This window comes from Serratia sp. BW106 (assembly GCF_002607755.1).
GTDB classification, from domain to species: Bacteria; Pseudomonadota; Gammaproteobacteria; order Enterobacterales; family Enterobacteriaceae; genus Serratia; species Serratia proteamaculans.
Window position 1 is genome coordinate 1 of the sequence record NZ_MCGS01000027.1, and the last position, 22,315, is coordinate 22,315.

At 55.5% G+C, this 22,315-nt stretch carries 21 protein-coding genes and 3 tRNA genes; 13 read left to right on the forward strand and 11 right to left on the reverse strand.

The features are described 5' to 3' along the window. Positions 1-55 precede the first annotated feature (55 nt). Entirely contained in the window at positions 56-1,495 is a 1,440-nt protein-coding gene (locus tag BEI65_RS17685; protein ID WP_232519116.1) for a DUF1996 domain-containing protein, read from the reverse strand. A 380-nt stretch (positions 1,496-1,875) separates the two neighbouring features. Between BEI65_RS17685 and BEI65_RS17690 the strand changes: the two genes are divergently transcribed. Next, positions 1,876-2,220, forward strand: a complete 345-nt coding sequence (locus BEI65_RS17690) for a DUF4156 domain-containing protein (protein WP_012004874.1) — start codon at positions 1,876-1,878, stop codon at positions 2,218-2,220. Positions 2,221-2,300: 80 nt separating this feature from the next. Here BEI65_RS17690 and epmB read toward each other — a convergent pair whose 3' ends face one another. Beyond that, the gene (epmB, locus tag BEI65_RS17695; RefSeq protein ID WP_099064456.1) at positions 2,301-3,329 is read right to left on the reverse strand and encodes an EF-P beta-lysylation protein EpmB; all 1,029 of its coding nucleotides are present in this window, start codon (positions 3,327-3,329) and stop codon (positions 2,301-2,303) included. Between the two features lie 42 nt (positions 3,330-3,371). Here epmB and efp point away from each other — a divergent pair, with 42 nt between their 5' ends. The 4 genes from efp to sugE all read left to right on the forward strand — a co-directional run bounded on the left by efp (position 3,372) and on the right by sugE (position 4,928). Beyond that, positions 3,372-3,938 (forward strand): elongation factor P, encoded by a 567-nt coding sequence (efp, locus tag BEI65_RS17700; protein WP_004952647.1) that lies wholly within the window; start codon positions 3,372-3,374, stop codon positions 3,936-3,938. A 69-nt stretch (positions 3,939-4,007) separates the two neighbouring features. After that, entirely contained in the window at positions 4,008-4,139 is a 132-nt protein-coding gene (locus tag BEI65_RS17705) for an entericidin A/B family lipoprotein (RefSeq protein ID WP_085119376.1), read from the forward strand. Positions 4,140-4,261: 122 nt separating this feature from the next. Next, complete coding sequence (locus tag BEI65_RS17710) at positions 4,262-4,393, forward strand: entericidin A/B family lipoprotein (protein ID WP_044553925.1); 132 nt, start codon at positions 4,262-4,264, stop codon at positions 4,391-4,393. Positions 4,394-4,610: 217 nt separating this feature from the next. After that, entirely contained in the window at positions 4,611-4,928 is a 318-nt protein-coding gene (gene sugE, locus BEI65_RS17715; RefSeq protein WP_017891350.1) for a quaternary ammonium compound efflux SMR transporter SugE, read from the forward strand. Here sugE and blc read toward each other — a convergent pair. The 5 genes from blc to frdA all read right to left on the reverse strand — a co-directional run bounded on the left by blc (position 4,922) and on the right by frdA (position 8,846). Further along, positions 4,922-5,455 (reverse strand): outer membrane lipoprotein Blc, encoded by a 534-nt coding sequence (gene blc / locus BEI65_RS17720; protein WP_099064457.1) that lies wholly within the window; start codon positions 5,453-5,455, stop codon positions 4,922-4,924. The genes sugE and blc overlap by 7 nt on opposite strands. A gap of 87 nt (positions 5,456-5,542) precedes the next feature. After that, complete coding sequence (gene frdD, locus BEI65_RS17725; RefSeq protein ID WP_085119381.1) at positions 5,543-5,902, reverse strand: fumarate reductase subunit FrdD; 360 nt, start codon at positions 5,900-5,902, stop codon at positions 5,543-5,545. A gap of 12 nt (positions 5,903-5,914) precedes the next feature. Further along, complete coding sequence (gene frdC, locus BEI65_RS17730; RefSeq protein WP_085119382.1) at positions 5,915-6,307, reverse strand: fumarate reductase subunit FrdC; 393 nt, start codon at positions 6,305-6,307, stop codon at positions 5,915-5,917. A gap of 15 nt (positions 6,308-6,322) precedes the next feature. After that, positions 6,323-7,057 (reverse strand): succinate dehydrogenase/fumarate reductase iron-sulfur subunit, encoded by a 735-nt coding sequence (locus tag BEI65_RS17735; protein ID WP_099064458.1) that lies wholly within the window; start codon positions 7,055-7,057, stop codon positions 6,323-6,325. After that, positions 7,050-8,846 carry a fumarate reductase (quinol) flavoprotein subunit gene (frdA, locus tag BEI65_RS17740; protein ID WP_099064459.1) on the reverse strand — a complete coding sequence of 599 codons (1,797 nt, stop codon included), beginning with the start codon at positions 8,844-8,846 and terminating at the stop codon, positions 7,050-7,052. The genes BEI65_RS17735 and frdA overlap by 8 nt, the downstream gene beginning before the upstream one ends. 386 nt (positions 8,847-9,232) lie before the next feature. On the opposite strand from frdA, the gene epmA reads away from it, so the two are divergent. Further along, on the forward strand, positions 9,233-10,210 hold the full coding sequence (gene epmA, locus BEI65_RS17745; RefSeq protein WP_099064460.1) for an elongation factor P--(R)-beta-lysine ligase: 978 nt from the start codon (positions 9,233-9,235) through the stop codon (positions 10,208-10,210). A 191-nt stretch (positions 10,211-10,401) separates the two neighbouring features. Here epmA and mscM read toward each other — a convergent pair whose 3' ends face one another. The 3 genes from mscM to rsgA all read right to left on the reverse strand — a co-directional run bounded on the left by mscM (position 10,402) and on the right by rsgA (position 15,784). Continuing rightward, on the reverse strand, positions 10,402-13,749 hold the full coding sequence (mscM, locus tag BEI65_RS17750; RefSeq protein ID WP_099064461.1) for a miniconductance mechanosensitive channel MscM: 3,348 nt from the start codon (positions 13,747-13,749) through the stop codon (positions 10,402-10,404). A 13-nt stretch (positions 13,750-13,762) separates the two neighbouring features. Continuing rightward, positions 13,763-14,659: an archaetidylserine decarboxylase gene (gene asd / locus BEI65_RS17755; RefSeq protein ID WP_099064462.1), complete on the reverse strand. Its 897-nt coding sequence runs from the start codon at positions 14,657-14,659 to the stop codon at positions 13,763-13,765. Positions 14,660-14,734: 75 nt separating this feature from the next. Next, positions 14,735-15,784 carry a small ribosomal subunit biogenesis GTPase RsgA gene (rsgA, locus tag BEI65_RS17760; RefSeq protein WP_078459334.1) on the reverse strand — a complete coding sequence of 350 codons (1,050 nt, stop codon included), beginning with the start codon at positions 15,782-15,784 and terminating at the stop codon, positions 14,735-14,737. A 183-nt stretch (positions 15,785-15,967) separates the two neighbouring features. On the opposite strand from rsgA, the gene orn reads away from it, so the two are divergent. From orn to BEI65_RS17780, 4 genes are all read left to right on the forward strand, one after another. After that, positions 15,968-16,513 carry an oligoribonuclease gene (orn, locus tag BEI65_RS17765; RefSeq protein ID WP_099064463.1) on the forward strand — a complete coding sequence of 182 codons (546 nt, stop codon included), beginning with the start codon at positions 15,968-15,970 and terminating at the stop codon, positions 16,511-16,513. 204 nt (positions 16,514-16,717) lie between these two features. Next, positions 16,718-16,793 (forward strand) — tRNA-Gly (locus BEI65_RS17770). A gap of 65 nt (positions 16,794-16,858) precedes the next feature. Next, positions 16,859-16,934, forward strand: a tRNA-Gly gene (locus BEI65_RS17775). Between the two features lie 54 nt (positions 16,935-16,988). After that, positions 16,989-17,064 (forward strand) — tRNA-Gly (locus tag BEI65_RS17780). 298 nt (positions 17,065-17,362) lie between these two features. On the opposite strand, the gene queG is transcribed toward BEI65_RS17780, so the two are convergent. After that, positions 17,363-18,502, reverse strand: a complete 1,140-nt coding sequence (gene queG, locus BEI65_RS17785) for a tRNA epoxyqueuosine(34) reductase QueG (protein WP_099064464.1) — start codon at positions 18,500-18,502, stop codon at positions 17,363-17,365. On the opposite strand from queG, the gene nnr reads away from it, so the two are divergent. The 3 genes from nnr to amiB are packed head-to-tail and all read left to right on the forward strand — an operon-like array spanning position 18,501 to position 22,304. Next, positions 18,501-20,012, forward strand: a complete 1,512-nt coding sequence (gene nnr, locus BEI65_RS17790; RefSeq protein ID WP_099064465.1) for a bifunctional ADP-dependent NAD(P)H-hydrate dehydratase/NAD(P)H-hydrate epimerase — start codon at positions 18,501-18,503, stop codon at positions 20,010-20,012. The two genes, queG and nnr, sit on opposite strands and share 2 nt — an antisense overlap. A 14-nt stretch (positions 20,013-20,026) precedes the next feature. Next, complete coding sequence (tsaE, locus tag BEI65_RS17795) at positions 20,027-20,497, forward strand: tRNA (adenosine(37)-N6)-threonylcarbamoyltransferase complex ATPase subunit type 1 TsaE (protein ID WP_099064466.1); 471 nt, start codon at positions 20,027-20,029, stop codon at positions 20,495-20,497. Positions 20,498-20,504: 7 nt separating this feature from the next. Further along, entirely contained in the window at positions 20,505-22,304 is a 1,800-nt protein-coding gene (amiB, locus tag BEI65_RS17800) for an N-acetylmuramoyl-L-alanine amidase AmiB (protein ID WP_099064467.1), read from the forward strand. Positions 22,305-22,315: the final 11 nt, after the last annotated feature.

A 22,315-nucleotide genomic window follows, 5' to 3' on the forward strand; every position in this document is an offset into this window, starting at 1 on the left:
CTTAAGTGAACGGCATTGCGGTCAATTGGCCGGGGTTTTTTTATGCTCTGTGGGATCAGTCTTCCGCAGGTGCAGTGGCTTTTTGCTGACTATTGAAGAACAGAAATGCCGGATACTCGCTCTCGTGGGTACTCAAGGCCGCCTCTTTACCGTAATTGGTTGTGACGCAGAAGGATATTTCTCGAGCACCTCTGGCCCATGCGGCTTTGATTACGTTGCTAATATCCTCCGAGTTGCGATAGTCGCCATTTGCGCCCACCCAGGAACGTGAAACTTGTCTCCCACCGCAGGCTGGGGCATTACGCTGGGTCAAAGTCTCTTCATCCCACTCGGTGCTGGTCTCATAGAAACGCAGCATGTGGCTTGAGTTATCGTTGATATTGCTGCTGTGGAAACGCAGGAAAATACCATTGTAGGGCACTCCGTCCAGCTCTTTTTCTTCGGGCAGCTTGAATTTGAAATAGGCGGTTTTACGTTTTTCCGGTGAGTCATCAGTGCCATATTGGGTCAGCATGCGGGGTTCACTGCCGTAGTTGGCATTGGCAAACTCGCCACCGAGCGTATAGCTGTCGGCGATCGCCGGCTCGTAGAGACTTGGCAGGTTTTTATCGCACAGGACGTCGCTATTAAGACAGTGATGGGTGGCATATTTTAGGGTGTTCTCACGCCAGCCATTAAAGAAATCAGCATGAGCGGTGTACAGACTGCCCCATTTGGGCTCAACCCGTCCCCCGGTGATGGTAGGGTTCATCGATAACCGCAGGGCTGAGAGTTTGGTTCCGTTAGGGAGTACGTAAGCAATATTCATCTGCAGCAACGGAATCTTAACCGGGTAGTTGGATGGGCAAACGCCGTCTACATCATATACCGCATTGCGTGGCCCATGATGCGGAGGGGCCAGGTGTTTGCCGTCCCAGCAGTTGGGGAAGGAAAATGCCAGGTTAAATTGCGTGCGACCATCGCCATAGGTTGGACAGGTTTCCAAAGGATCCCGGGTGTAATGGCCGCCCTCATCCGTTTTACAAAAATAAAGGACGCCTTCTTTGGCACTGCTGCTTTCGTGTTGCCCGACCATTAACTGCAAGCCTTTGGGAAAAGCGACCACCGGATAGCGGGTATCGGCATTACGGTAGTAGGTTTTCATATGATCAGGCTCAATGATCTCCCCGTTGGTGGTATCCAACATTTGTGGTGCCCAGTAGGCGGATCCATCGGCCATTGAAGTGCAGGTGTTATCAGGCTTGGCCATCAGCGAATCTACTGTGCTATAGGCATTGGCCTCTTTGTTACCAAAAAAATCGTGCACCATGGATTCCCCCGGGCGGCCAAATGCCATCATCGGATCGTCTGGTAAGGTATGGGACAACAGGCATTCAATATTGAATTGTCCCATGCCCTTTTCTGCTGTACCGCCTTCGGCATGAGCCGCACCGCTGAGCGCCAGCATTACGCCGCTGGAAAGGAGAAGTAACCCTTTGTTTTTTTGCCCGTTCATATTAAGAATATCCCTCGATGATTGAGTCCATAAAACAGAATAAAAAGGAGAATGGAGCTTTGGCGTCAAGGTGGCACAAAATTGAGATCGGGTAGTCTCAAATTCGATGAATATAAGGTTTTTTAAGTTGTTGGGTTCTTATTAACCCTGAAAATCAACTCATCGGGATGGGATAAACGTGGATTGATGGGTATTTGCGTGCTTAGTCGCACTGTATTTGATGATATTTTTGCAGACCAGGCTGATTTAGCTGGTAAACTGATCTTTCATCAGCTGTCGCTCAAGACGTTGGCCTGGCACCAGTGGCAACGGATGCTTAAGAGATGGCATCGCTTTCTGATAAGCTTTTGCGAAATTCTCAATATCATATGGGGAACAAGATGCGGATTAAAGCCTTACTGGGTCTTTCGGCAGCTGTGCTGCTGGCAGGTTGCAGCAGCACCAATGAACTGTCCGCCGCAGGTCAGCAGGTTAAATTTACCGACACCAAACCGGCAGCAGAGTGCCAGCTGGTTGGCGAAGTGACGGGCACCCAGAGCAACTGGTTGTCCGGTAACGGGGGTGAAGGCAGCTCCATGCGTGGCGCGGCAAACGATCTGCGCAACAAGGCCGCAGCGATGGGCGGCAATGTGATTTATGGCGCAACCAGCCCAAGTCAGAACCTGCTTTCAAGCTTTGCCCCGCTGGACAGCAAAATGGCCGGCCAGGTTTATAAGTGCCCGTAACGGCCTAATGAGCAACTCGTAACATAAAAAAGAGGCATGCCCCGGCATGCCTCTTTTTGTATCTGCAATATATCCGTCAGTCAGTTTTGCATCAGGTGCAGATCGAGAGGGGTTTTGCTTGGCTTTCCGCCGACTTCGCGGGTCAAACGCGGCACCAAATAGCCGGAAACCTTGCTCAACAGTGCCTGCATGATAGCGCGCGCCTCGTCGTCGCTGACCATAAAGTGCGCTGCACCCTGCACCTTATCCAGCACGTGGATGTAATAAGGCAGAATACCAGCGTCAAACAGTGCGTTGCTCAGGGCCGCCAGCGTATCGGCATCGTCATTGATACCGCGCAGCAGCACGCTTTGATTCAGCAGCGTGACGCCAGCCAGACGCAGTTGTGCCATGCTGGCTTGCAGCTCGCGGTCAATTTCATTGGCATGGTTGATGTGGGTGACCATCAGTACCTGAAGACGCGACGCCGACAGCCGCCGACACAGCTCTGGAGTAATACGCGCGGGGATAACCACGGGCAAACGCGTGTGGATACGCAGGCGTTTTAGATGCGTAATGGCTTCAAGTTCACCGATCAACCAGTCCAGTTCGTGGTCCTTTGCCATCAGTGGATCACCACCGGAGAAAATAATCTCATCCAGTTCCGGGTGTTGACGGATATAATCCAACGCCTGACGCCAGTTGGCCTTATTGCCCTGGTTGTCCTGATACGGAAAATGGCGGCGGAAGCAGTAGCGGCAGTTGACCGCACAGCCGCCTTTAACCAGCAGCAAAGCACGATTACGGTATTTATGCAGCAGTCCTGGCACCACGCTACGCTGTTCATCCAGCGGATCGGTGGTGAAGCCGGGGGCGTTGATGAATTCCTCGCTGACGGTCAGTACCTGACGCAACAGCGGGTCATTGGCATCACCCGGACGCATGCGTGCAGCGAAGGCGCGAGGGACGCGCAACGCAAAGAGCTGGCGTGCTTCGCGGCCCTGTGGCAGTTCCGGATGCGTATTCAGTGACAAAAGCTGCAGTAATTCATCGGGATCGGTAATAACATCGGCGAGTTGATGCAACCAATCTTCTCTATATGCCGTATTTTGGGTTATAATGTGTGCCATTTTTTTGGCTAAGCTACCAGTTTAAATATTCAGAGGGCCATCATGGCGACTTATTCTAGCAACGATTTCCGTCCGGGTCTTAAAATCATGTTCGAGGGCGAACCTTACGCTATCGAATCCAGTGAGTTCGTTAAGCCGGGCAAGGGCCAGGCGTTTGCACGCGTTAAAATGCGTCGTCTGCTGACCGGCAGCCGCGTTGAAAAAACCTTTAAATCTACCGACTCTTGCGAAGGCGCAGACGTGGTAGATACCAACATGAACTACCTGTACAACGACGGTGAGTTCTATCACTTCATGCACCCAGAAACTTTCGAGCAGCACGGGGTTGAAGAAAAAACCGTATCTGACGCGGCAAAATGGCTGCAAGATAACGCGGAATGTATCGTTACCCTGTGGGATGGTCGTCCTATCGCAGTTCAGCCACCGAACTTCATCGAAGCTGAAATCACTGATACCGACCCAGGCCTGAAAGGCGATACTGCCGGTACCGGCGGCAAGCCTGCAACCCTGAGCACCGGCGCAGTAGTTAAAGTGCCATTGTTCGTACAGATTGGCGAAGTTGTCCGTGTTGACACCCGCTCTGGCGAATACGTTTCACGCGTAAAATAAGTTTCAAAACAAAGGAGCCCAGCGTGGCTCCTTTGTTTACCCCTCCCGCATATTGTTGGCAGAATCCACATAATGAAGAAAACTCTGTTGGCCATTATCTCCCTGTTGTTACTGATGTCCCTTAGCGGGTGTAATACTTTCCGTGGCTTCGGTGAAGACGTTCAGCACCTCGGCGGCGCTATCTCGCGAACAGCCAGTTAATAAGTATCAAATGCACTAATGTAATAGTGCGAAATAAGACCGTTTTAAACAGCAACTCCCGCTGATATTTACTAAGCTTAGAAAGCCGTACTTTTTCCTCACTGACAAATAAGGGCTTTCATATGCTGAAGAAAAGTATTATCGCGATTTTCTCTTTGATGATCTTAACCTCATTGACCGCATGCAATACCACTCAGGGCGTAGGCGAAGATATTCAGGCTGGCGGTAAGGCCATCCAGCGTAGCGCGCAATAACTTACCTTGCTGATTTCTGCGGTATTCCGCGAACCGCCACGAACAGGCATCGTCGTGGGATACCGTTTCCCCTGCTGAACTTCCTCCTGCAAGCACCTTTGTGCTGTTATCCTCTCCAGCGGAAGGTATAATCTCTGCGCATATCACAACGCTAAACGGGACGACCTGTTTACGCATCTGCATTCGGGGACGACCCCATCGTAATGGAGCCTGTTACATGGCTTGGATTATTCTGCTTATTGCCGGTTTACTTGAAGTGGTTTGGGCTATCGGCCTGAAATACACCCATGGTTTTACCCGCCTGACCCCCAGCCTTATCACTATTGCCGCCATGGTGGTCAGTATGCTGTTGTTGGCGCATGCGATGAAAACGTTGCCTGCCGGCACGGCCTACGCGGTATGGACCGGTATTGGTGCAGTAGGGGCAGCGATTATGGGGATGGTGTTACTGGGCGAATCAACCAATATTGCGCGCATTCTCAGCCTGTGCCTGATCGTTGTTGGCATACTCGGGCTGAAGTTCAGCAGTCACTGATTCTGCGACTGTTTTACCCAAATCAGCTTATCGATAGCAAAGCCGTTGTTCTTCGCGGTTTGTAATAACCTGTCGCGTGTGGCAGCGTCCAGCTCTGGCGTGCGCGACAGGATCCACAAGTAATCCCGGTTCGGGCCGCAGACCAGCGCGTAGCGGTAATCCGTATCCAACTCAATCACGTTATACCCGCCATAGAAAGGCCCAAAGAACGACACTTTTAGCGCAGCCACCTGCGGTGAGCCAATGAAATAGGCTTTGCCGGTGCTTTCTTGCCACTGTTGTTTTTGCGTATTAAAGCCACGGTTAATCACTTTCAGGCCGCCATCTTCGCGTGGGGTGTAATTGGCGGTGACCTGTTCAAGGCCACGTTCGAAGCGGTGGTCAAGGCGAGCGATTTCGTACCAGGTTCCAAGATAGCGCTGGCTGTCGAAATTATTCACTACTTTGACGTCCTTCGGCGGGGAAACGCTGCAAGCGACAGAGAGCAGGGCGGAAAGCATCACACAAAGTTTTGACCAGAAATGCATGGGTGACTCCTGTTTACCTTATTGAGTTAAACAGTGTAGCCCAAAGGCAGGGCTGGCGACCTACGAAAGTGGGCCGCCAGAAGGGGTTTACAGGGTCACTACGCCGATAACGGTCACGACGCTGAGGATTGCAGCCAGGCCGTAGAATACCCATTTGCCGGCCGGCACATGGATTTTCAGATCATGCATCGCATGGTGGATACGGTGAAGACCGCACCATAGCGGCAGGATAATCATCAGCAGCAGGAACAGGCGGCCGATCAGGCTTTGGCAGAATGCCAGTACGCGGTCGTAGCCCAGCGCATCGCCGGGAAACAACCCCAGCGGCAGCAGAATGCCGACCAACAGTACGATAGCGGGGGCAATGATCGCTCCCCACATGCCGCCGGCGCCGAATAATCCCCAGAAAACCGGTTCGTCTGAGCGTTTAGGTGCTTGATTTATCATGTTTCCTCCGGATTACACCAAGGCCACGGCCAGGATGACCACGCTGGCGATCAGGGTCACCGCCCACAGCGTTTTCACTATGGGCCCCGGGCCCATTTTCTCGCTGTTGACCACTATATTGGCGGCTTTCGGCGCCAAATCGAACCAGGTCTTGGTATGCAGCAGCGCGGCCAGCAGGGCGACGACGTTAATCAGCAGTACCAGCGGGTTTTGCAGAAAACCGACGAAACCCGCCCAGCTGTCCACGCCGCCTTTCAGCGCAAAGACACCGTAGATCAGCACGATACTGAACCAGACTGCCGGTACCGAGGTACTTTCTCGCAGCATATAGAAACGGTAGAAGCCGAGCTTTTGCCACCAGGTCGGCGTCATGGTGCGCACATAGGGCTTACGTTGTGTTGTCATTACTGTTTATCTCCCTTATTGCGGCTTCAGCATGGCGATCATGAAGTCTTTGGCACTCTCTACCTTGCCCTGCTGAATAGCAGCGGCCGGGTCGACGTGCTTCGGACAAACTTCAGAGCAGTAGCCGACAAAGGTACAACTCCAGACGCCGTTTTCACCATTGAGCTGCGCCATACGCTGTTTCTGGCCGTGATCGCGGTCATCCAGGTTGTAGCGGTGCGCCAGAGTGATGGCCGCCGGGCCGATAAACTCTGGATTCAGACCGAACTGCGGGCAAGCGGCATAGCACAGGCCGCAGTTGATGCAACCGGAGAACTGGTGATACTTGGCCATCTGCGCCGGCGTCTGCACGTTAGGGCCATCTTCCGGTTTGCGGTTATTGCCGATGATGTAAGGCTTAATCGCTTCCAGACTTTCGATAAAGTGGGTCATATCGACCACCAGATCGCGTTCAATCGGGAAGTTGCCCAGCGCTTCTACCTTCATGCCGCCGGTATATTCGCGCAGGAAGGTTTTACAGGCCAGCTTCGGCACCCGGTTGACCATCATGCCGCACGAGCCGCAGATTGCCATACGGCATGACCAGCGGTAGGAAAGGTCGGGGGCCAGGTTATCCTTGATGTAGCCCAAGGCGTCGAGCAACGAGGTTTGCTCATCATAAGGCACCGCGAAGGTCTCGAAATGCGGCTCAGAGTCGCGTTCCGGGTTATAGCGCATGACCTCGATTTTCAGCGTGTTCATCTCAGCCATTTGCCTGCTCCTTATCCTTTTTATCCTGCGCTTCGGCTTCAGCGCCGTACACACGTTTGGCCGGTGGCAGTTTGGTGATCTTCACGTCGCTGTATTCCAGGCGGGGTGCGCCGTTCGGGTTATGGAACGCCAGCGTATGCTTGAGGAAGTTCACGTCGTCACGTTCGGTACAGCCTTCGTCCAGACGCTGGTGAGCACCGCGGGACTCTCTGCGGTTTAAGGCGGAGTGTGCCATGCATTCGGCCACGTCCAGCCCGTAACCCAGCTCGATTGTGTACAGCAGATCGGTATTGAATACGCTGGAGCTGTCGGTAATTTTGACGCGCTTAAAGCGTTCTTTCAGCTCAGCCAGTTTATCGACGGTTTTCTGCATCAGTTCCGGTGTACGGTAAATACCGCAGCCTTCTTCCATCGACATGCCCATCTCGTCGCGGATTTTGGCCCAGTTTTCGTTGCCTTCCTGCTTCATCAGGTTGCTCAGCCGGGTTTCGACGTCGCGCCCTTGAGCATCCAGGGCACTGCCGTTGGCCGGGCCGGTTTCCAGCGCGCGGCGAGCGGCTTGCTCACCGGCCACCCGGCCGAACACCACCAGTTCCGCCAGTGAATTGGAACCCAGGCGGTTGGCGCCGTGCAGGCCGACGGAGGAACATTCGCCGACGGCAAACAGCCCCTTGATACGGGTTTCGCAGTTTTGATCGGTTTCAATGCCGCCCATGGTGTAGTGCGCGGTTGGGCGCACCGGGATCGGCTCTTTCACCGGATCGACACCGACGTAGGCCTTGGCCAGTTCACAGATGAACGGCAGGCGTTCCAGCAGTTTCTTCTCACCCAGGTGACGCAGGTCGAGATAGACCACATCACCACGTGGGGTAGGGACGGTGCGACCGGCACGCCATTCGTGCCAGAAGGCCTGCGAGACTTTGTCACGCGGACCCAGCTCCATGTATTTGTTCTTTGGCTCACCCAGCGGAGTTTCCGGACCCATGCCGTAGTCCTGCAGGTAACGATAGCCGTCTTTGTTTACCAGAATACCGCCTTCACCACGGCAGCCTTCGGTCATCAGGATACCGGAACCCGGCAGGCCGGTAGGGTGATATTGGACGAACTCCATATCACGCAGGGGGATGCCGTGGTGGAACGCCATGCCCATACCATCACCGGTGACGATGCCGCCGTTGGTGTTATAGCGATACACGCGGCCGGCACCGCCGGTCGCCATGATCACGGCATTGGCGCGGATCTGTACGCGAGTACCTTCCATCATGTTCATCGCTACCAGGCCGCGGGCCTGGCCATCATCTACCAGAATATCCAGTACAAAGTGCTCGTCGAAACGCTGGATTTGCGGGTATTTGAGGGAGGTTTGGAACAGGGTGTGCAGCATGTGGAAGCCGGTTTTGTCGGCGGCGAACCAGGTGCGTTCAATCTTCATGCCGCCGAAGCGACGTACGTTGACCGAACCGTCTTCTTTACGGCTCCATGGGCAGCCCCATTGTTCAAGTTGGGTCATTTCGCGCGGGCAGTTGTGAACGAAATGGTCGACCACATCCTGCTCACACAGCCAATCGCCCCCGGCAACGGTGTCGTTGAAGTGGTAGTCGAAGCTATCGTGATCCTGAGTGACGGCGGCGGAGCCTCCTTCAGCGGCCACCGTATGGCTGCGCATCGGGTAGACTTTTGAGATAAGCGCGATTTTCAGTTGGGGGTTGGCTTCCGCTGCGGCTATTGCTGCACGTAAACCAGCACCCCCGGCCCCAATAATGGCAAGATCGGCGTTAAAGGTTTGCACTGCATTCCTCCAATATTCTTGTTAAGAACGGCAAATTAAATATCTATGCTTAATATTTATAAAAATTCTTCGGGTGCTAACTAACTGAGTTCATTATCGTTGCATTAACACTAAGGATAGATATCTCCCACCAATAATGTGGAATTAACTATACCTAAAGTTAAGTAGAAGAAATTTGATGTGATCGATTGTTTTGCCTTTTAACCGCTGGCCGGAAGGATAATTTACTGCCAGCAGGATTTAACGTTTATTCACCTTTTTTTAACCTTATTACTAACGCTTTATCAGTTAATGGCCCGGTTAAAAGCGTCCTGCCTGTTAAGAATTTGTTTGCATGCCGGGATACGAGTAGACTGCATCCCCTGTTTGATTTCGGAGTAATTACCATGAGCGAAACGGCAAGCTGGCAGCCAAGTGCACCCATCGCCAATTTGTTGAAGCGCGCAGCGATCCTGACTGAGATCCGGCGTTTCTTCGCCGATCGTGGCGTGTTGGAAGTTGAGACGCCAACCATGAGCCAGGCGACGGTCACCGATATCCACCTGTTCCCGTTCCAGACGCGTTTTGTCGGGCCCGGCGCGGCGGATGGCCTGACGCTGTACATGATGACCAGCCCGGAATACCACATGAAGCGGCTGTTGGCGGCGGGTAGCGGTCCGATCTATCAGATGGGACGTAGTTTCCGTAATGAGGAAGCCGGCCGTCACCACAACCCTGAATTCACCATGCTGGAGTGGTACCGTCCGCATTACGACATGTACCGGCTGATGAACGAGGTGGACGATCTGCTGCAGCAGGTGCTGGATTGCGACAGCGCGGAAACTCTGTCATATCAGCAAGCTTTCTTGCGTCATCTGGATATCGATCCGCTGTCAGCGGAGAAGGCGCAGCTACGTGAAGCGGCGGCCAAGCTTGATCTGAGCAACATTGCCGATACCGAAGAAGATCGCGATACGCTGTTGCAGTTGTTGTTCACCGTCGGCGTGGAGCCGCACATTGGCCGTGACAAGCCGGCGTTCGTCTATCACTTCCCGGCCAGCCAGGCATCGCTGGCGGAGATCAGCACCGAAGATCACCGGGTAGCGGAGCGTTTCGAGGTCTATTTCAAAGGTATTGAGCTGGCGAATGGCTTCCGTGAACTGACGGACAGCCGCGAGCAAGGTCAGCGCTTTGCACAGGACAACCGCAAGCGTGCGGAACGTGGCCTGCCACAGCACCCGATTGATAACAACCTGCTGGACGCTTTGCAGCACGGCATGCCTGAATGCTCCGGTGTGGCGCTGGGGGTTGACCGCCTGGTGATGCTGGCGTTGGGGGCCGAGAGCCTGAGTGAAGTGATTGCCTTCCCGGTTGGGCGCGCGTAACCGCGATACCCGTCGTCTTTCAAGCTGCAGCGTTGTTACCTGCACTAGCTCACCCCAGTTACTTACTCAAGTAAGCGCCTGGGGATGAGCGAGCTGGGCGCCTAGCTGCAACTTGAAAGCCATAGGGTATATTGTGGTGGTAAAAGGGTTCGGTGTTGCATTGCACGCCGAACCCTTTTTGCATTCTGCGCTTACAGACTGCCCGATTCGCGTTTGGTGTTTGGCGCTGGCGTTGACGGCGGAGTACGGCCATTACTGGTCAAGCGCGATAGCGTCTCGCTGCGTACCTGGAACGGTGGGTATGGCAGTGTAATGCCATGCTCGCGGTAACCGGCCAGAATCAACTGATGGATCTCGTGGCGTAGCGGCATGCGGTGACCCATCTCGGCGGCGTAAATACGCAGCTCAAAGATTTGGATACCCTGCTGCAGATCGACCAGATATACCTCTGGTGCCGGGGTATCCAACACCAGCGAACAGCGCTCGGCGGCGTTGGTCAGGATCTTGGTCACCTCTTCGCTGTTGGCTTCTCCCGGCGCCGGCACCGTCAGTACTACACGGGTCAGGTTGTCCGACAGCGACCAGTTAATGAACTGCTCGGTGATAAACGCCTTGTTCGGCACAATGATCTCTTTGCGATCCCAATCCGAAATGGTGGTGGCGCGAGTATTGATCTTGGTAACGCTGCCGGTCAGGTTGCGGATCGTTACGGTATCGCCGATGCGGATCGGTTTTTCGAACAAAATGATCAGGCCGGAGATAAAGTTGGAGAAGATCTCCTGCATACCGAAGCCCAACCCCACGCTGAGCGCGGTCACGACCCACTGCAGTTTCGACCATTCAATGCCGATCCACGAGAAGCTGAGCAGGGCGCCGAACAACAACAGCAGGTACTTGGTGATGGTGGTAATGGCATAGCCGGTGCCCGGCGTCAGATCCAGGTGTTGCAGTACCGCCAGCTCCAGCAGTGCCGGCAGGTTGCGTACCAACTGCATGGTGACAATCAGCACCAGAATGGCGATCAATACCGCACCAAGGGTAATCGGATGCGCGGTATCTACCCCATTGACCGTCGAGCTGACGTTCCACAGGGTGATATTTTCCAGGAAGCTAAAGGCGGAATGGATCTCTGACCACAGCACGATCACCGACACCAACGCGATCATCGTCAGGATCGAACGGACCAGCCGCAACGACTGGGCGCTGATGGTGTCCAGATCGATCTCCGAATCATCCAGGTCCATCGAGCCTTCGGTACTGTTAGGCGTGTGTGAGCTTTCTTCCTCGCCGCGAGCACGCTGAGCCAGGATATCGGCGCGGCGCTGCTTGGCACGGTCAAAGGCGATACGCCGCCGCTGGATCAGCATCCAGCGGCGAATAATATGGTAAATCACCAGCAGGAAGAACCAGATGGCGACCGAGGTTTCCAGACGCGCCAGCAGCGCCTGTGAAGTGGTCAGGTAGCCGACGGCCGAGGCCAGCGCTGCCAAAACCGGTGCCGACAGCAGCAGTCCCCACAGCGCGGTGTTGACCATGTTCTCGCCGGAGCCTTTCTTGTCCAGATACAGCGGGATCCCGGCACGTTTCAGGCTGTTGGTCACGAGAGCCAATGCCAGACACAGCAAGATAAAACACAGCCGACCGAGGGTGTTGGCAAATTCGCGTTCTTTCAGGCTATCGAAGGTGATCAGCGCCATGATCAGCGGCACGATCAGCCAGATCGACATTTTGTAGTAACGCATGGCGCGCGAAACCTGTTTCGCCGGCCAGCGGAAATGCACGATAAACAGCCCTTGTGGATGGGCGAAGGCGGCGCAGATCATACAGACCCACAAGATCGGCAACGTGGCGGTGACACCCTTGCCGATGGCTTCGGCTACCGGGTAGTTCCAGGCACTTTGCAGGCCAAAGCCGAGCGCAGCCCACAGTACCGGCAGCGGCAGCGCCACCAGAATCGACCAGAACACGGTGCGTACCGTCAGGAAGAACTCATCCTGGGTGACTTTGCCCACCCGGCTGCTGGCGCGTGTCAGGAAGGCGTGGTAGTGCTTGCGGGAACTGATGCTGAAAATCACCAGCAGCAGGGCGCCGAAAATGGGGATCAGCGTTTCTTTGCTGGTGACCATCATCATAAAGGCGCCGCCGAGCTGCGACAGCGTATCCAGTGACAGTAACAGGGTGAGATCGTGCGCCACGTTAATCGGGTAGGACAGGTTGATCGGATTAATGTCCGGTACCCAGAACAGATAGCGGTGGGTGGCGTCCCGGATTTCGTTCAGCGCTTCAATCAGCTGGGTGTTGGCGACTTTCAGCTTGGTCAGTTCGAGAATTTGGGTATCACAACCCGAGAGCAGTGAATTCAGCAGTTCGCGCTGGGTACGCAACTGGGCGTCAACGATACGCCGTTCCGCGCTGGTCAGCTCACTGCCGTCGTCGCGCTTAAACTCACGCTGTGAGAGCTTCTCCAGCTGGCTTTCAAACTGCAGCCGTTGCACACGGAGTTGGGCCATATCACCGTCCAACTGCTGCGGCTTGGGCATTTCCGGCAGTGTCGCCACCTGGGCACGCAGGGTTTCACCCAGCGCCGATGAGGAGCCGAGCCACTGGGCTTGTTCGATAATGGTGCTTAATGCCTGGCGCACCTGCAGCGTTTGCGCGGCAGCCTGACGTTGTTGGGATGAGATCAGATCCATGCGCTGGGCCTGATTGTTCAACGCGGCGGAAAGCTCACGGTTGATCTGTAGCTGCTGGCTGATACTTTGCGGCAGGTCACCGTTCTGTTCGGCCAACTGCTCGGTTTTTTCCAGTGCCAGTTCGGCCTCACGCTGCCGCTGGGCATTGAGGTTATTACGCAGTGCCTGCAGCTGGATGTCGATTTTCTCGTGGCGTTTTTTGTAGACCTCGGCGCGCATCCGCGCCAGTTCCTGGCGATTATTGGCCGACAGTTGTGCCAGTTCGAGTTCATCGACTTTGGCCTTGCGCGCAGCGGCTTCGGTTTGTAATAACGCCAGCGCGGCCTGAGCATGCGGGGTGGTCGGGTTGGCGGGCTGAGCCTGCAGGCGGCGCTGTACTTCCGTCAGCGCCCGGCGAGCATCGGTCTGCTGCTGGGGCAATTGGCCAAGAGAATCGCTGATTTCCCGCGTTCGCTCCTGTTCCTGCTGTAACAGACGAGCCTGTTCCAGCAGCAGGCTGCTGGTTTGCAAGATCTGCTGCTCGAGATCGCTGGCCGGCAGGTTATCGCCGTTCGGCAGGATCTTACTGTCTTCCACCACCAATTGACGGCGCAGTTCCTGCGTCATCTTCGGGAAATCGTCGATCACCCGCTGATACTGCTCAACGCGGGTCAACGATTCTTTGCGTTCCGATAACCAGTTAAGGGCGCTCTGCAGCGCCTCAGTGGTTTCCGCCTGATTAGGCGCGTTCTTGGTGCTCTCTACCTGCTTCAGCTCCTGTTTAAGCTGATTTTCGGTAGGCACCGTGGCGGCCAGCACCGATTGAGACAATAAACAACCGAGCAATAGCGTGATAATCAGGCGCACAGTATCAATTCCCTTAGATCTGCGGTGTTTGTGCGGCGGCAGGTACAGCCGGGATTTCTGCGAAGGCCTCGCCCATGCGGGTTACGGTGCCGTTGTTCAACTGCGGGGCAAACTGCACGCTGCCTGGGGTAAACAGGTTGATGACCGTTGAGCCCAGCTTGAAGCGGCCCATTTCTGCCCCTTTCTCCAGTGCGATAGCGCCTTCAGTGCCTTCTGCCGGATAGGTCCAGCGTTTGATGATCCCTTCGCGCGGTGGCGTAACGGTGCCGGCCCAGACGGTTTCGATGCTGCCAACGATGGTGGCACCCACCAGGATTTGCACCATGGGGCCGATGGCGGTATCGAATACGCAGATCACACGCTCATTGCGGGCAAACAGATTTGGCACGTTGGCGGCAGTCAGCGGGTTGACGGAAAACAGGTCGCCCGGGACGTAAATCATTTCGCGCAGCACGCCGTCGCACGGCATATGCACGCGGTGATAATCACGCGGTGCCAGGTAAGTGGTGGCGAACAGGCCATTGCGGAACGGCTCGGCCAGCATGTAGTTGCCGGCCAGCAGTGCTTCCAGGCTGTAGTAATGGCCTTTTGCCTGGAAAATCTGGTCGTCGTTGATTGGGCCGAGTTGGCTAATCGCACCGTCGGCAGGCAGCGCCAGCCAGTTGGCATCGCTGATGATAGGACGCACGCCATCACGCAGCGGGCGCACAAAGAATTCGTTGAAGCTGGCGTAAGAACTCAGCTCTGGGTGTTGCGACTCTTGCATATTCACACGGTAGTAACGGGCGAATGCCTTCAGTACCAACTGGGTCAGCCAACCGGCTTTTTTATCCGCGCCCCAGCCAGCCAGACGGGTCAGCGCCAGCTTGGGTAACCAATACTGCAATTTAATTTTGATGCTATCCAGCACATTAACCTCGTGAATCGGGGTAAAGGGCGCGCATTGTAACCGTGGCTCCGCCACAGTCAACGCCGCCCGGTATTATCAGCCTGCGGCGTCGGTAAAGTTCTTGCGAACCTTCACGGATGCCATGCTTTCCAGAATGCGATGGTAGTTTTCAAAACGCTCTTTCGCGATATCGCCTTTCTCCATCGCTCCGCGGATGGCGCAGCCTGGGTCGGTGTCGTGGCGGCAGTCGCGGAATTTGCAACCGCCCAAATAGTCACGGAATTCGACATAGGCTTGAGTCACTTGTTCCGGCTCCAGATGCCACAGACCAAATTCACGCACACCCGGTGAATCGATCACATCGCCGCCGTGCTGGAAATGGTACAGCCGCGCGGCGGTGGTGGTATGTTGCCCGAGGCCTGAGACATCGGAAACCTGATTTACCAGAATTTGCTTATCGCTCGGTGGCAGCAGAGCATTCAACAGGCTGGATTTACCCACCCCGGACTGGCCGGCAAAGATACTGATGCGATCAACCAGCGCTTGTTCAAACGCCTCCATGCCTTCACGCGTCTGGCTGGAGACTTCCAGCACCCGATAGCCGATATGGCGATAGATATCCATCATGCCGTCGACGTGCTTGCGTGCTTCGGCATCCAGCAGATCGATTTTGTTCAGCACGATCAGCGGTTCGACCTCCAGCGTTTCACAAGCCACCAGGTAGCGGTCGATCATATTCAGTGACAGCTCTGGCAGGATCGCGGAAACGATGACGATCTGATCGATATTGGCGGCGATGGGTTTCACGCCGTCGTAAATGTCGGGACGATTCAGGACGGAAGTGCGTTCATGCACGGCCTCGACGATGCCTTTGACCCCTGCATGGGTGCCGACGCCTGGGCGCCACACTACGCGATCGCCGGTCACCAGCGAACGCAATGTCCGGCGGATATTGCAGCGGTGCTGGGTGCCATCCGCGGCTTCAACGTCGGCGTGCATGCCGAAACGGCTGATGACGATGCCGTCTTGCGGCTCGCCCAGCTGGGAATCATCCAATTCCGGTTTCTTATCAGTGCGTTTCAGGCGACGTTGATGGTTCGCCTGCACGCGGCGTTCTTGACCTTTGGACAGTTTGTTCTTGCTCACTGCGCCTCACTTGAATCCGCTTTATCGCTCATGGCGACCAAAACGACTATGATACACGCTATTTTATATTAAATAACCGTTGTTAGCCGCTACGCGCAGCGGACCTCCGTCGGCAAGTAGCCAGCGCTGGTCGCCGCCTTGTCTGCAGTTTGTTTATCTTTTGGCTTTTACGCAGGAAATATCATGACAGGAAACGAAAATAACCTGATTTGGATCGATCTGGAGATGACCGGATTGGATCCTGAACGCGATCGTATCATCGAGATCGCTACATTGGTCACTGACGCCAATCTGAACATTCTTGCGGAAGGGCCGGTGATCGCCGTGCATCAATCCGATGAGCAGCTTGGCCTGATGGATGACTGGAACGTGCGCACTCATACCGGCAGTGGGTTGGTGGAGCGGGTGAAGGCCAGCCAATTCGATGATCATGCTGCCGAGCTGGCCACCATTGCCTTCCTGCAGCAGTGGGTGCCGGCAGGTAAATCACCGATCTGCGGTAACAGTGTGGGCCAGGACCGCCGTTTCCTGTCCCGTTATATGCCTGAGCTGGAAGCCTACTTCCATTACCGCTATCTGGACGTCAGTACTTTGAAAGAGCTGGCGCGTCGTTGGAAGCCGGAAATTCTCAGCGGTTTTAAAAAGCAGGGCACTCATCAGGCAATGGATGATATCCGTGAGTCGGTGGGCGAATTGGCCTATTACCGTGAGCATTTCATTAAGTTGTAATGGATGCACGGCCCCTTTACCGGGGTCGTCTTGTCAAAAGCGGCCGATCCCGCCGCTTAATTAGCCAGTTTGGCGCTTTAATCGGCAATCAAACAAAAAACGTGTTTTTTTGCTTTCAGGGGCTTGCGGCAGAAAGGATTTCTCGTATAATGCGCACCCCGTACCGATGAAGAATTTCGTTTAGTTCCGACATCGTTACGCCGGGCGGGAATAGCTCAGTTGGTAGAGCACGACCTTGCCAAGGTCGGGGTCGCGAGTTCGAGTCTCGTTTCCCGCTCCAAATTCAACAATGCTGCTTTATGTGGCGTGATGAATAAAAAAAGTATCAAGTAGTACCCATGCGACGCGGGAATAGCTCAGTTGGTAGAGCACGACCTTGCCAAGGTCGGGGTCGCGAGTTCGAGTCTCGTTTCCCGCTCCAAAAAATTCAAAGGCCATGTTGTTGTTTGATGGCCGGATGCACAAGCATCTCAATGCGGGAATAGCTCAGTTGGTAGAGCACGACCTTGCCAAGGTCGGGGTCGCGAGTTCGAGTCTCGTTTCCCGCTCCAATTTTATCTTCGGTTTAACTTAGTCCAACGCCTTTATCGGCGCGGCTTCTTGTCCCGTTATACATACCCTGTCGAAATGTTGTGAACAGACTTATCCACAGGTAGCGTACATAATACCCTCAGCTCAAAAAATCAACGCCACAGAAATGAAATATTTATTGCATTGATTCGTAAGCATTTTTATTTATCGAAAAACGTTATACCGATCACTTGCTCTTTTTGTTGCAGTTGAAAGACAAAGCATTTTTATTTTTATGCACAAATCCACAGAGTGACTGTTGGGCCCGGAAGCAAGGGTTTAGGCATCCCTCGGTAATCCTTTTTCCACAGCCCGAATCAATCGTTTTTTCTGCGTTGTCTGTACTTCTATACCCTGTGCCTCGCGCCGTCCCAACTGCTGCTCCAGCGCCCAATGAATATGTTCGTCCAGCATGGCGTCCTGTTCCAACCGGGAGCGCAGCGCAATGACTATCGCATCCTGATAAGGGGCATTGCCTAATGCCACGGCAATATTACGCAACCAGCGCAAATGGCCGATTCGCCGGATAGCGGACCCTTCGGTAATGCGCAGGAATTTCTCTTCCGTCCAATCGAACAGTTCAATCAGTTGCGGCGCATGCAACGCAGCTCGTGGGCTGAAGTCATCTTCGTCTGTGAGCTGTGAGAAACGGTTCCACGGGCAGATCAGTTGGCAATCATCGCAGCCGTAAATACGGTTGCCTAACAGTGGGCGGAACTCTTCCGGGATCGCGCCCTCCAGTTCGATGGTGAGGTAGGAGATGCAGCGTCGGGCGTCCACGGTGTAGGGCGCGACGATGGCACCGGTCGGGCAGGTGGTGATACAGGCGACACAGCGGCCACATTGTTCCTGTTGCGGCTTGTCTACCGGCAGGGGCAGATCGATCAGCAGTTCGCCGAGAAAGAACCAGGAACCGGCTTCGCGATTGAGAATAAGTGAGTGTTTACCAACCCAGCCAATCCCGGCCTTGGAGGCCAAGGCGCGTTCCATCACCGGTGCGGAGTCAACAAAAGGGCGAAAATTTAGCTCACCGCAATAGGCCTGGATCTGGTCGCCGAGCTTTTTCAGCCGTTGGCGCAGCAGTTTGTGATAGTCCCGCCCCAGCGCATAGCGGCTGACATAGCCCAATTCAGGGTTTTGTAATGTGCTGGCAAAGGCCGCTTTGGCCGGCAGGTAGTTCATGCGCACGCTGATGACTCGCAGCGTGCCGGGCAGCAGTTCATGAGGCCGGGCGCGCAGCATGCCGTGGCGCGCCATCCATTCCATTTCGCCGTGGTATTGTTTGTCCAGCCAGGCCTGTAGTTTAGGCTCTTCCGCGCTGAGATCGGTGTCGCAGATGCCTACCTGCTGGAATCCTAGCGATTGGCCCCATTGCTTGATATGTTGGGCTAGCTGATTGAGATCGAGGGGGTGAGTCATGACGGGCCACAGTGAAAAACAATACTCTGACAGTTTATCACACTCTGTCTGGTCTGCGGACTGGATCCGGCGTGCGGAAGCCAGCGCCGCCGCCTCGCAAGGTATTTCACTATACCAACTGATGCAACGTGCCGGAGAGGCCGCTTATACCCTGGCGCTTGACCAATACCCGGCCGGCCACCACTGGCTGGTGCTGTGCGGTCATGGCAACAATGGCGGTGACGGTTACGTGGTCGCCAGGCTGGCAGCGGCGGCTGGTGTCAAGGTCAGTCTGATCGCCTGCGAAGGCACGCGCCCACTGCCGCCTGAGGCTGCCGAAGCACGGCAGGCCTGGCTGGCTGCTGGCGGCGAAATTCTTCCGGCTGAGAGCCGTTGGCCGGAGAGCATCGACCTGATTATCGACGGCCTGCTTGGCACCGGGTTGAGCAGCGCACCACGAGCGCCATACCATGCCCTGATTGAAACCGCTAATCGCCACCCCGCACCGGTTATCGCACTCGACATTCCCTCTGGCCTGTTGGCTGAAAGCGGCGCTGCGCCTGGGGCGGTGATCCGCGCCAGGCACACTATGACGTTTATCGCCCTCAAACCGGGCTTATTGACCGGTCAGGCCCGTGACTGGGTCGGGCAACTTCACCAGAGTAGGCTAGGATTATCTGGCTGGTTGGCGAAGCAACCGACACAGATTCAGCGGCTTACTGCCGAATCCTTGCCCCAGTGGCTGAAACCGCGTCGTCCCTGCTCACATAAAGGTGAACAAGGGCGGCTGCTGGTGGTCGGTGGCGATCACGGCTTTGGCGGCGCGATACGCATGGCGGCAGAAGCGGCCTTACGCAGCGGTGCCGGATTAGTGCGAGTACTTACTCACATTGAGCATGTCGGACCCTTGCTGACCGCCAGACCTGAGCTGATGGTACAGCCTTTGAGTGACGAGACGCTGCAGCAGGCACTCGGGTGGGCAGATGTGCTGGTCGTGGGCCCAGGATTGGGCCAGGGAGAATGGGGTAGGAATGCGCTGAAAATATTGCAAGCCAGTGATAAACCGGCGTTATGGGACGCGGATGCGCTTAACTTACTGGCATTAAATCCCGAGAAGCGTCAGAATCGTGTAATTACCCCGCATCCTGGGGAGGCGGCACGCCTGCTGGGATGCCACACCGCCGAGATTGAGAGTGATCGCTTACTTGCAGTGCGTAACCTGGTGGCGCAATACGGCGGCGTAGCCGTGCTGAAAGGCGCCGGCACGCTGATCGCCGATCGGCAAGGTCAAATGGCGATCGCCGACGTCGGCAATGCCGGTATGGCCTCAGGCGGGATGGGCGATGTCCTGTCGGGCATCATCGGTGGTTTGCTGGGACAAAAGCTCTCGCTGTATGATGCAGCCTGTGCCGGATGTGTGGTGCATGGTGCAGCTGCCGATCGCGTGGCGGCAAGACAAGGAATCAGGGGGATGCTGGCGAGTGATTTACTGCCTGAAATTCCTTATTACGTTAATCCTGAGTTGGCATAAATAGAAACTATCGAATGAAAGAACTCGTTTTACCTCTGCCGGATGAGGCAGCGACAGTCGCATTGGGTGCCGTCTTGGCTAAGGCCTGCGATCGTGCCAGCGTCATTTATCTTTACGGTGACCTGGGGGCCGGTAAAACCACCTTCAGCCGTGGTTTTCTGCAGGCATTGGGGCATCCGGGCAACGTTAAAAGCCCAACTTACACGCTGGTGGAGCCGTATGCGCTGCAACCGCTGGCGGTGTACCATTTTGATCTGTATCGCTTAGCCGATCCGGAAGAACTCGAATTTATGGGTATTCGCGATTATTTTGCGCAGGATGCCATTTGCCTGGTGGAATGGCCACAGCAGGGCACGGGCGTATTGCCGGAGCCGGATCTGGAACTGCATCTCAGCTATCAGGATCAGGGGCGAGAGGCAAAAATTCAGGCGGTTTCCGCCTACGGCAGCCAGCTTTTAGACCGTATTCACGGGCCACAGGAATGACGCCGCAATGACGTATGCGTTGAGAAAACTACTCGTAATCGCCCTGATCGCCGTATTGGGGCCCTTGGGTGCGGCCAGTGCGCTGGCGGCATCGTCGCTGTCTGATATTAAAGTCACCAATGCCCAGCGCGAAGCTACGGTTTCGGTGAGCTTCAATGGCCCGCCGGATTATGCCTTCTTCCCTTTGCACGGACCTGACCGGGTGGTCCTGGACGTTAACCAGAAGGGCAAAGTTGGCGGTCTGCCGCTGAATTTTAGCGGACAAAACCTGGTGAAAAGCATTCGCTCCAGTACGCCGAAAGATGCCCAGAGCGTGCGGTTGGTGTTTGATCTGACCCAGCGCGCGAAGACCCGGGTGGCGACACGCCAGAGCGGCAGTATCTATACCGTGGTGTTTACCATTGCCGCGGAAGGCCGTGCGAATACAAATGTCGTGCGTAAAGCCCCGGTGCCGGTGCCTGCTCCGGTGGCCGTGAGCCAGCCAGTGCGTAAAGCGCCGGTGGTGAGTGAACCTGAGCCTGAGCCAGTCCCGGTGCGTAAAGCGCCGAGCGGTTCGAACCCCTTCACCAATAAGCCAACCGTGGTTGCAGGTACCGCATCGGAAGTTACGCCGCGCAGCAGCCGTGTTTCCGCAGGTTCCGGCGATCGGGTGGTGGTGGCGATTGATGCCGGTCACGGCGGTCAGGATCCGGGTGCCATCGGGCCGAACGGCCTGAAAGAGAAAAATGTCACTATTGCCATCGCTCGTCGCCTGCAGGCGTTGCTGGATGCCGATCCTCAGTTCAAACCGGTCTTAACGCGTAATGGCGACTACTTCATCTCGGTGATGGGACGTTCCGACGTGGCGCGTAAGCAGGGCGCAAACGTGCTGATCTCCATTCACGCCGATGCTGCACCAAACCGCAGTGCCAACGGGGCCTCGGTTTGGGTGTTGTCCAACCGCCGTGCCAACAGTGAGATGGCGGGCTGGCTGGAACAGCATGAGAAACAGTCTGAATTACTGGGTGGGGCGGGTGATCTGCTGGCCAACAGCCAGGCGGACCCTTACCTGAGCCAGGCGGTGCTGGATCTGCAGTTCGGTCACTCGCAACGCGTGGGTTACGATGTCGCGGTTAAAGTCTTGCAGCAGTTGCAGAGCGTCGGTTCATTGCATAAACGTCGTCCGGAACATGCCAGCCTTGGCGTGTTGCGTTCGCCGGACATTCCATCATTGCTGGTGGAAACAGGATTTATCAGTAATAGCACGGAGGAGCGGCTGCTCGGCAGTAGCGCGTATCAGGAAAAAATTGCCAAGGCGATCCATAACGGCCTGCGCAGTTATTTCCTGGCGCATCCGCTACAAGCCGACCCAAAGGTGGAAAACCGACCGCTGGACGTCGCAGCGGCGGTTAACTCCTCAACACCAGACGTCAGTCAGCCTGCACCGATCGTCAGTACGGCCGGCAGCAGCCGCATTAGCGGTAAAACACAGATTCACGTAGTGAAACGGGCGGAAACGCTCTCCGGTATCGCCGACAGCTATGGCACCACCATGGCGGCGTTGCGTGAGCTGAACAAGCTGAAGAAGGATGGCGTGTGGGTCGGCCAGCGCCTCAAAGTACCGGCGGGTAAAACTGCCGCTGCCAGCACGGTCGCCAAGGCCAAGCCCAGCGTGAAGAAGCCGTCGAAGCATAAAGTGACCCGCGGTGATACTTTGACATCTATTGCCAGTCGTTATGGTGTCAGCGTTAGCGACCTGAAACGCGTGAATAAACTGAAGTCGGACGTCGCGCCGCTGGATCGGACGCTGACCATTCCGCAGGCCTAGTGCCCACATTA

Coding starts and splice junctions, on each gene's coding strand:
- BEI65_RS17685 (WP_232519116.1), bottom strand. CDS start 1,495: ATGAACGGGCAAAAAAACAAAGGGTTACTTCTCCTTTCCAGCGGCGTA.
- BEI65_RS17690 (WP_012004874.1), top strand. CDS start 1,876: ATGCGGATTAAAGCCTTACTGGGTCTTTCGGCAGCTGTGCTGCTGGCA.
- epmB (WP_099064456.1), bottom strand. CDS start 3,329: ATGGCACACATTATAACCCAAAATACGGCATATAGAGAAGATTGGTTG.
- efp (WP_004952647.1), top strand. CDS start 3,372: ATGGCGACTTATTCTAGCAACGATTTCCGTCCGGGTCTTAAAATCATG.
- BEI65_RS17710 (WP_044553925.1), top strand. CDS start 4,262: ATGCTGAAGAAAAGTATTATCGCGATTTTCTCTTTGATGATCTTAACC.
- sugE (WP_017891350.1), top strand. CDS start 4,611: ATGGCTTGGATTATTCTGCTTATTGCCGGTTTACTTGAAGTGGTTTGG.
- blc (WP_099064457.1), bottom strand. CDS start 5,455: ATGCATTTCTGGTCAAAACTTTGTGTGATGCTTTCCGCCCTGCTCTCT.
- frdD (WP_085119381.1), bottom strand. CDS start 5,902: ATGATAAATCAAGCACCTAAACGCTCAGACGAACCGGTTTTCTGGGGA.
- frdC (WP_085119382.1), bottom strand. CDS start 6,307: ATGACAACACAACGTAAGCCCTATGTGCGCACCATGACGCCGACCTGG.
- BEI65_RS17735 (WP_099064458.1), bottom strand. CDS start 7,057: ATGGCTGAGATGAACACGCTGAAAATCGAGGTCATGCGCTATAACCCG.
- epmA (WP_099064460.1), top strand. CDS start 9,233: ATGAGCGAAACGGCAAGCTGGCAGCCAAGTGCACCCATCGCCAATTTG.
- orn (WP_099064463.1), top strand. CDS start 15,968: ATGACAGGAAACGAAAATAACCTGATTTGGATCGATCTGGAGATGACC.
- nnr (WP_099064465.1), top strand. CDS start 18,501: ATGACGGGCCACAGTGAAAAACAATACTCTGACAGTTTATCACACTCT.
- queG (WP_099064464.1), bottom strand. CDS start 18,502: ATGACTCACCCCCTCGATCTCAATCAGCTAGCCCAACATATCAAGCAA.
- tsaE (WP_099064466.1), top strand. CDS start 20,027: ATGAAAGAACTCGTTTTACCTCTGCCGGATGAGGCAGCGACAGTCGCA.
- amiB (WP_099064467.1), top strand. CDS start 20,505: ATGACGTATGCGTTGAGAAAACTACTCGTAATCGCCCTGATCGCCGTA.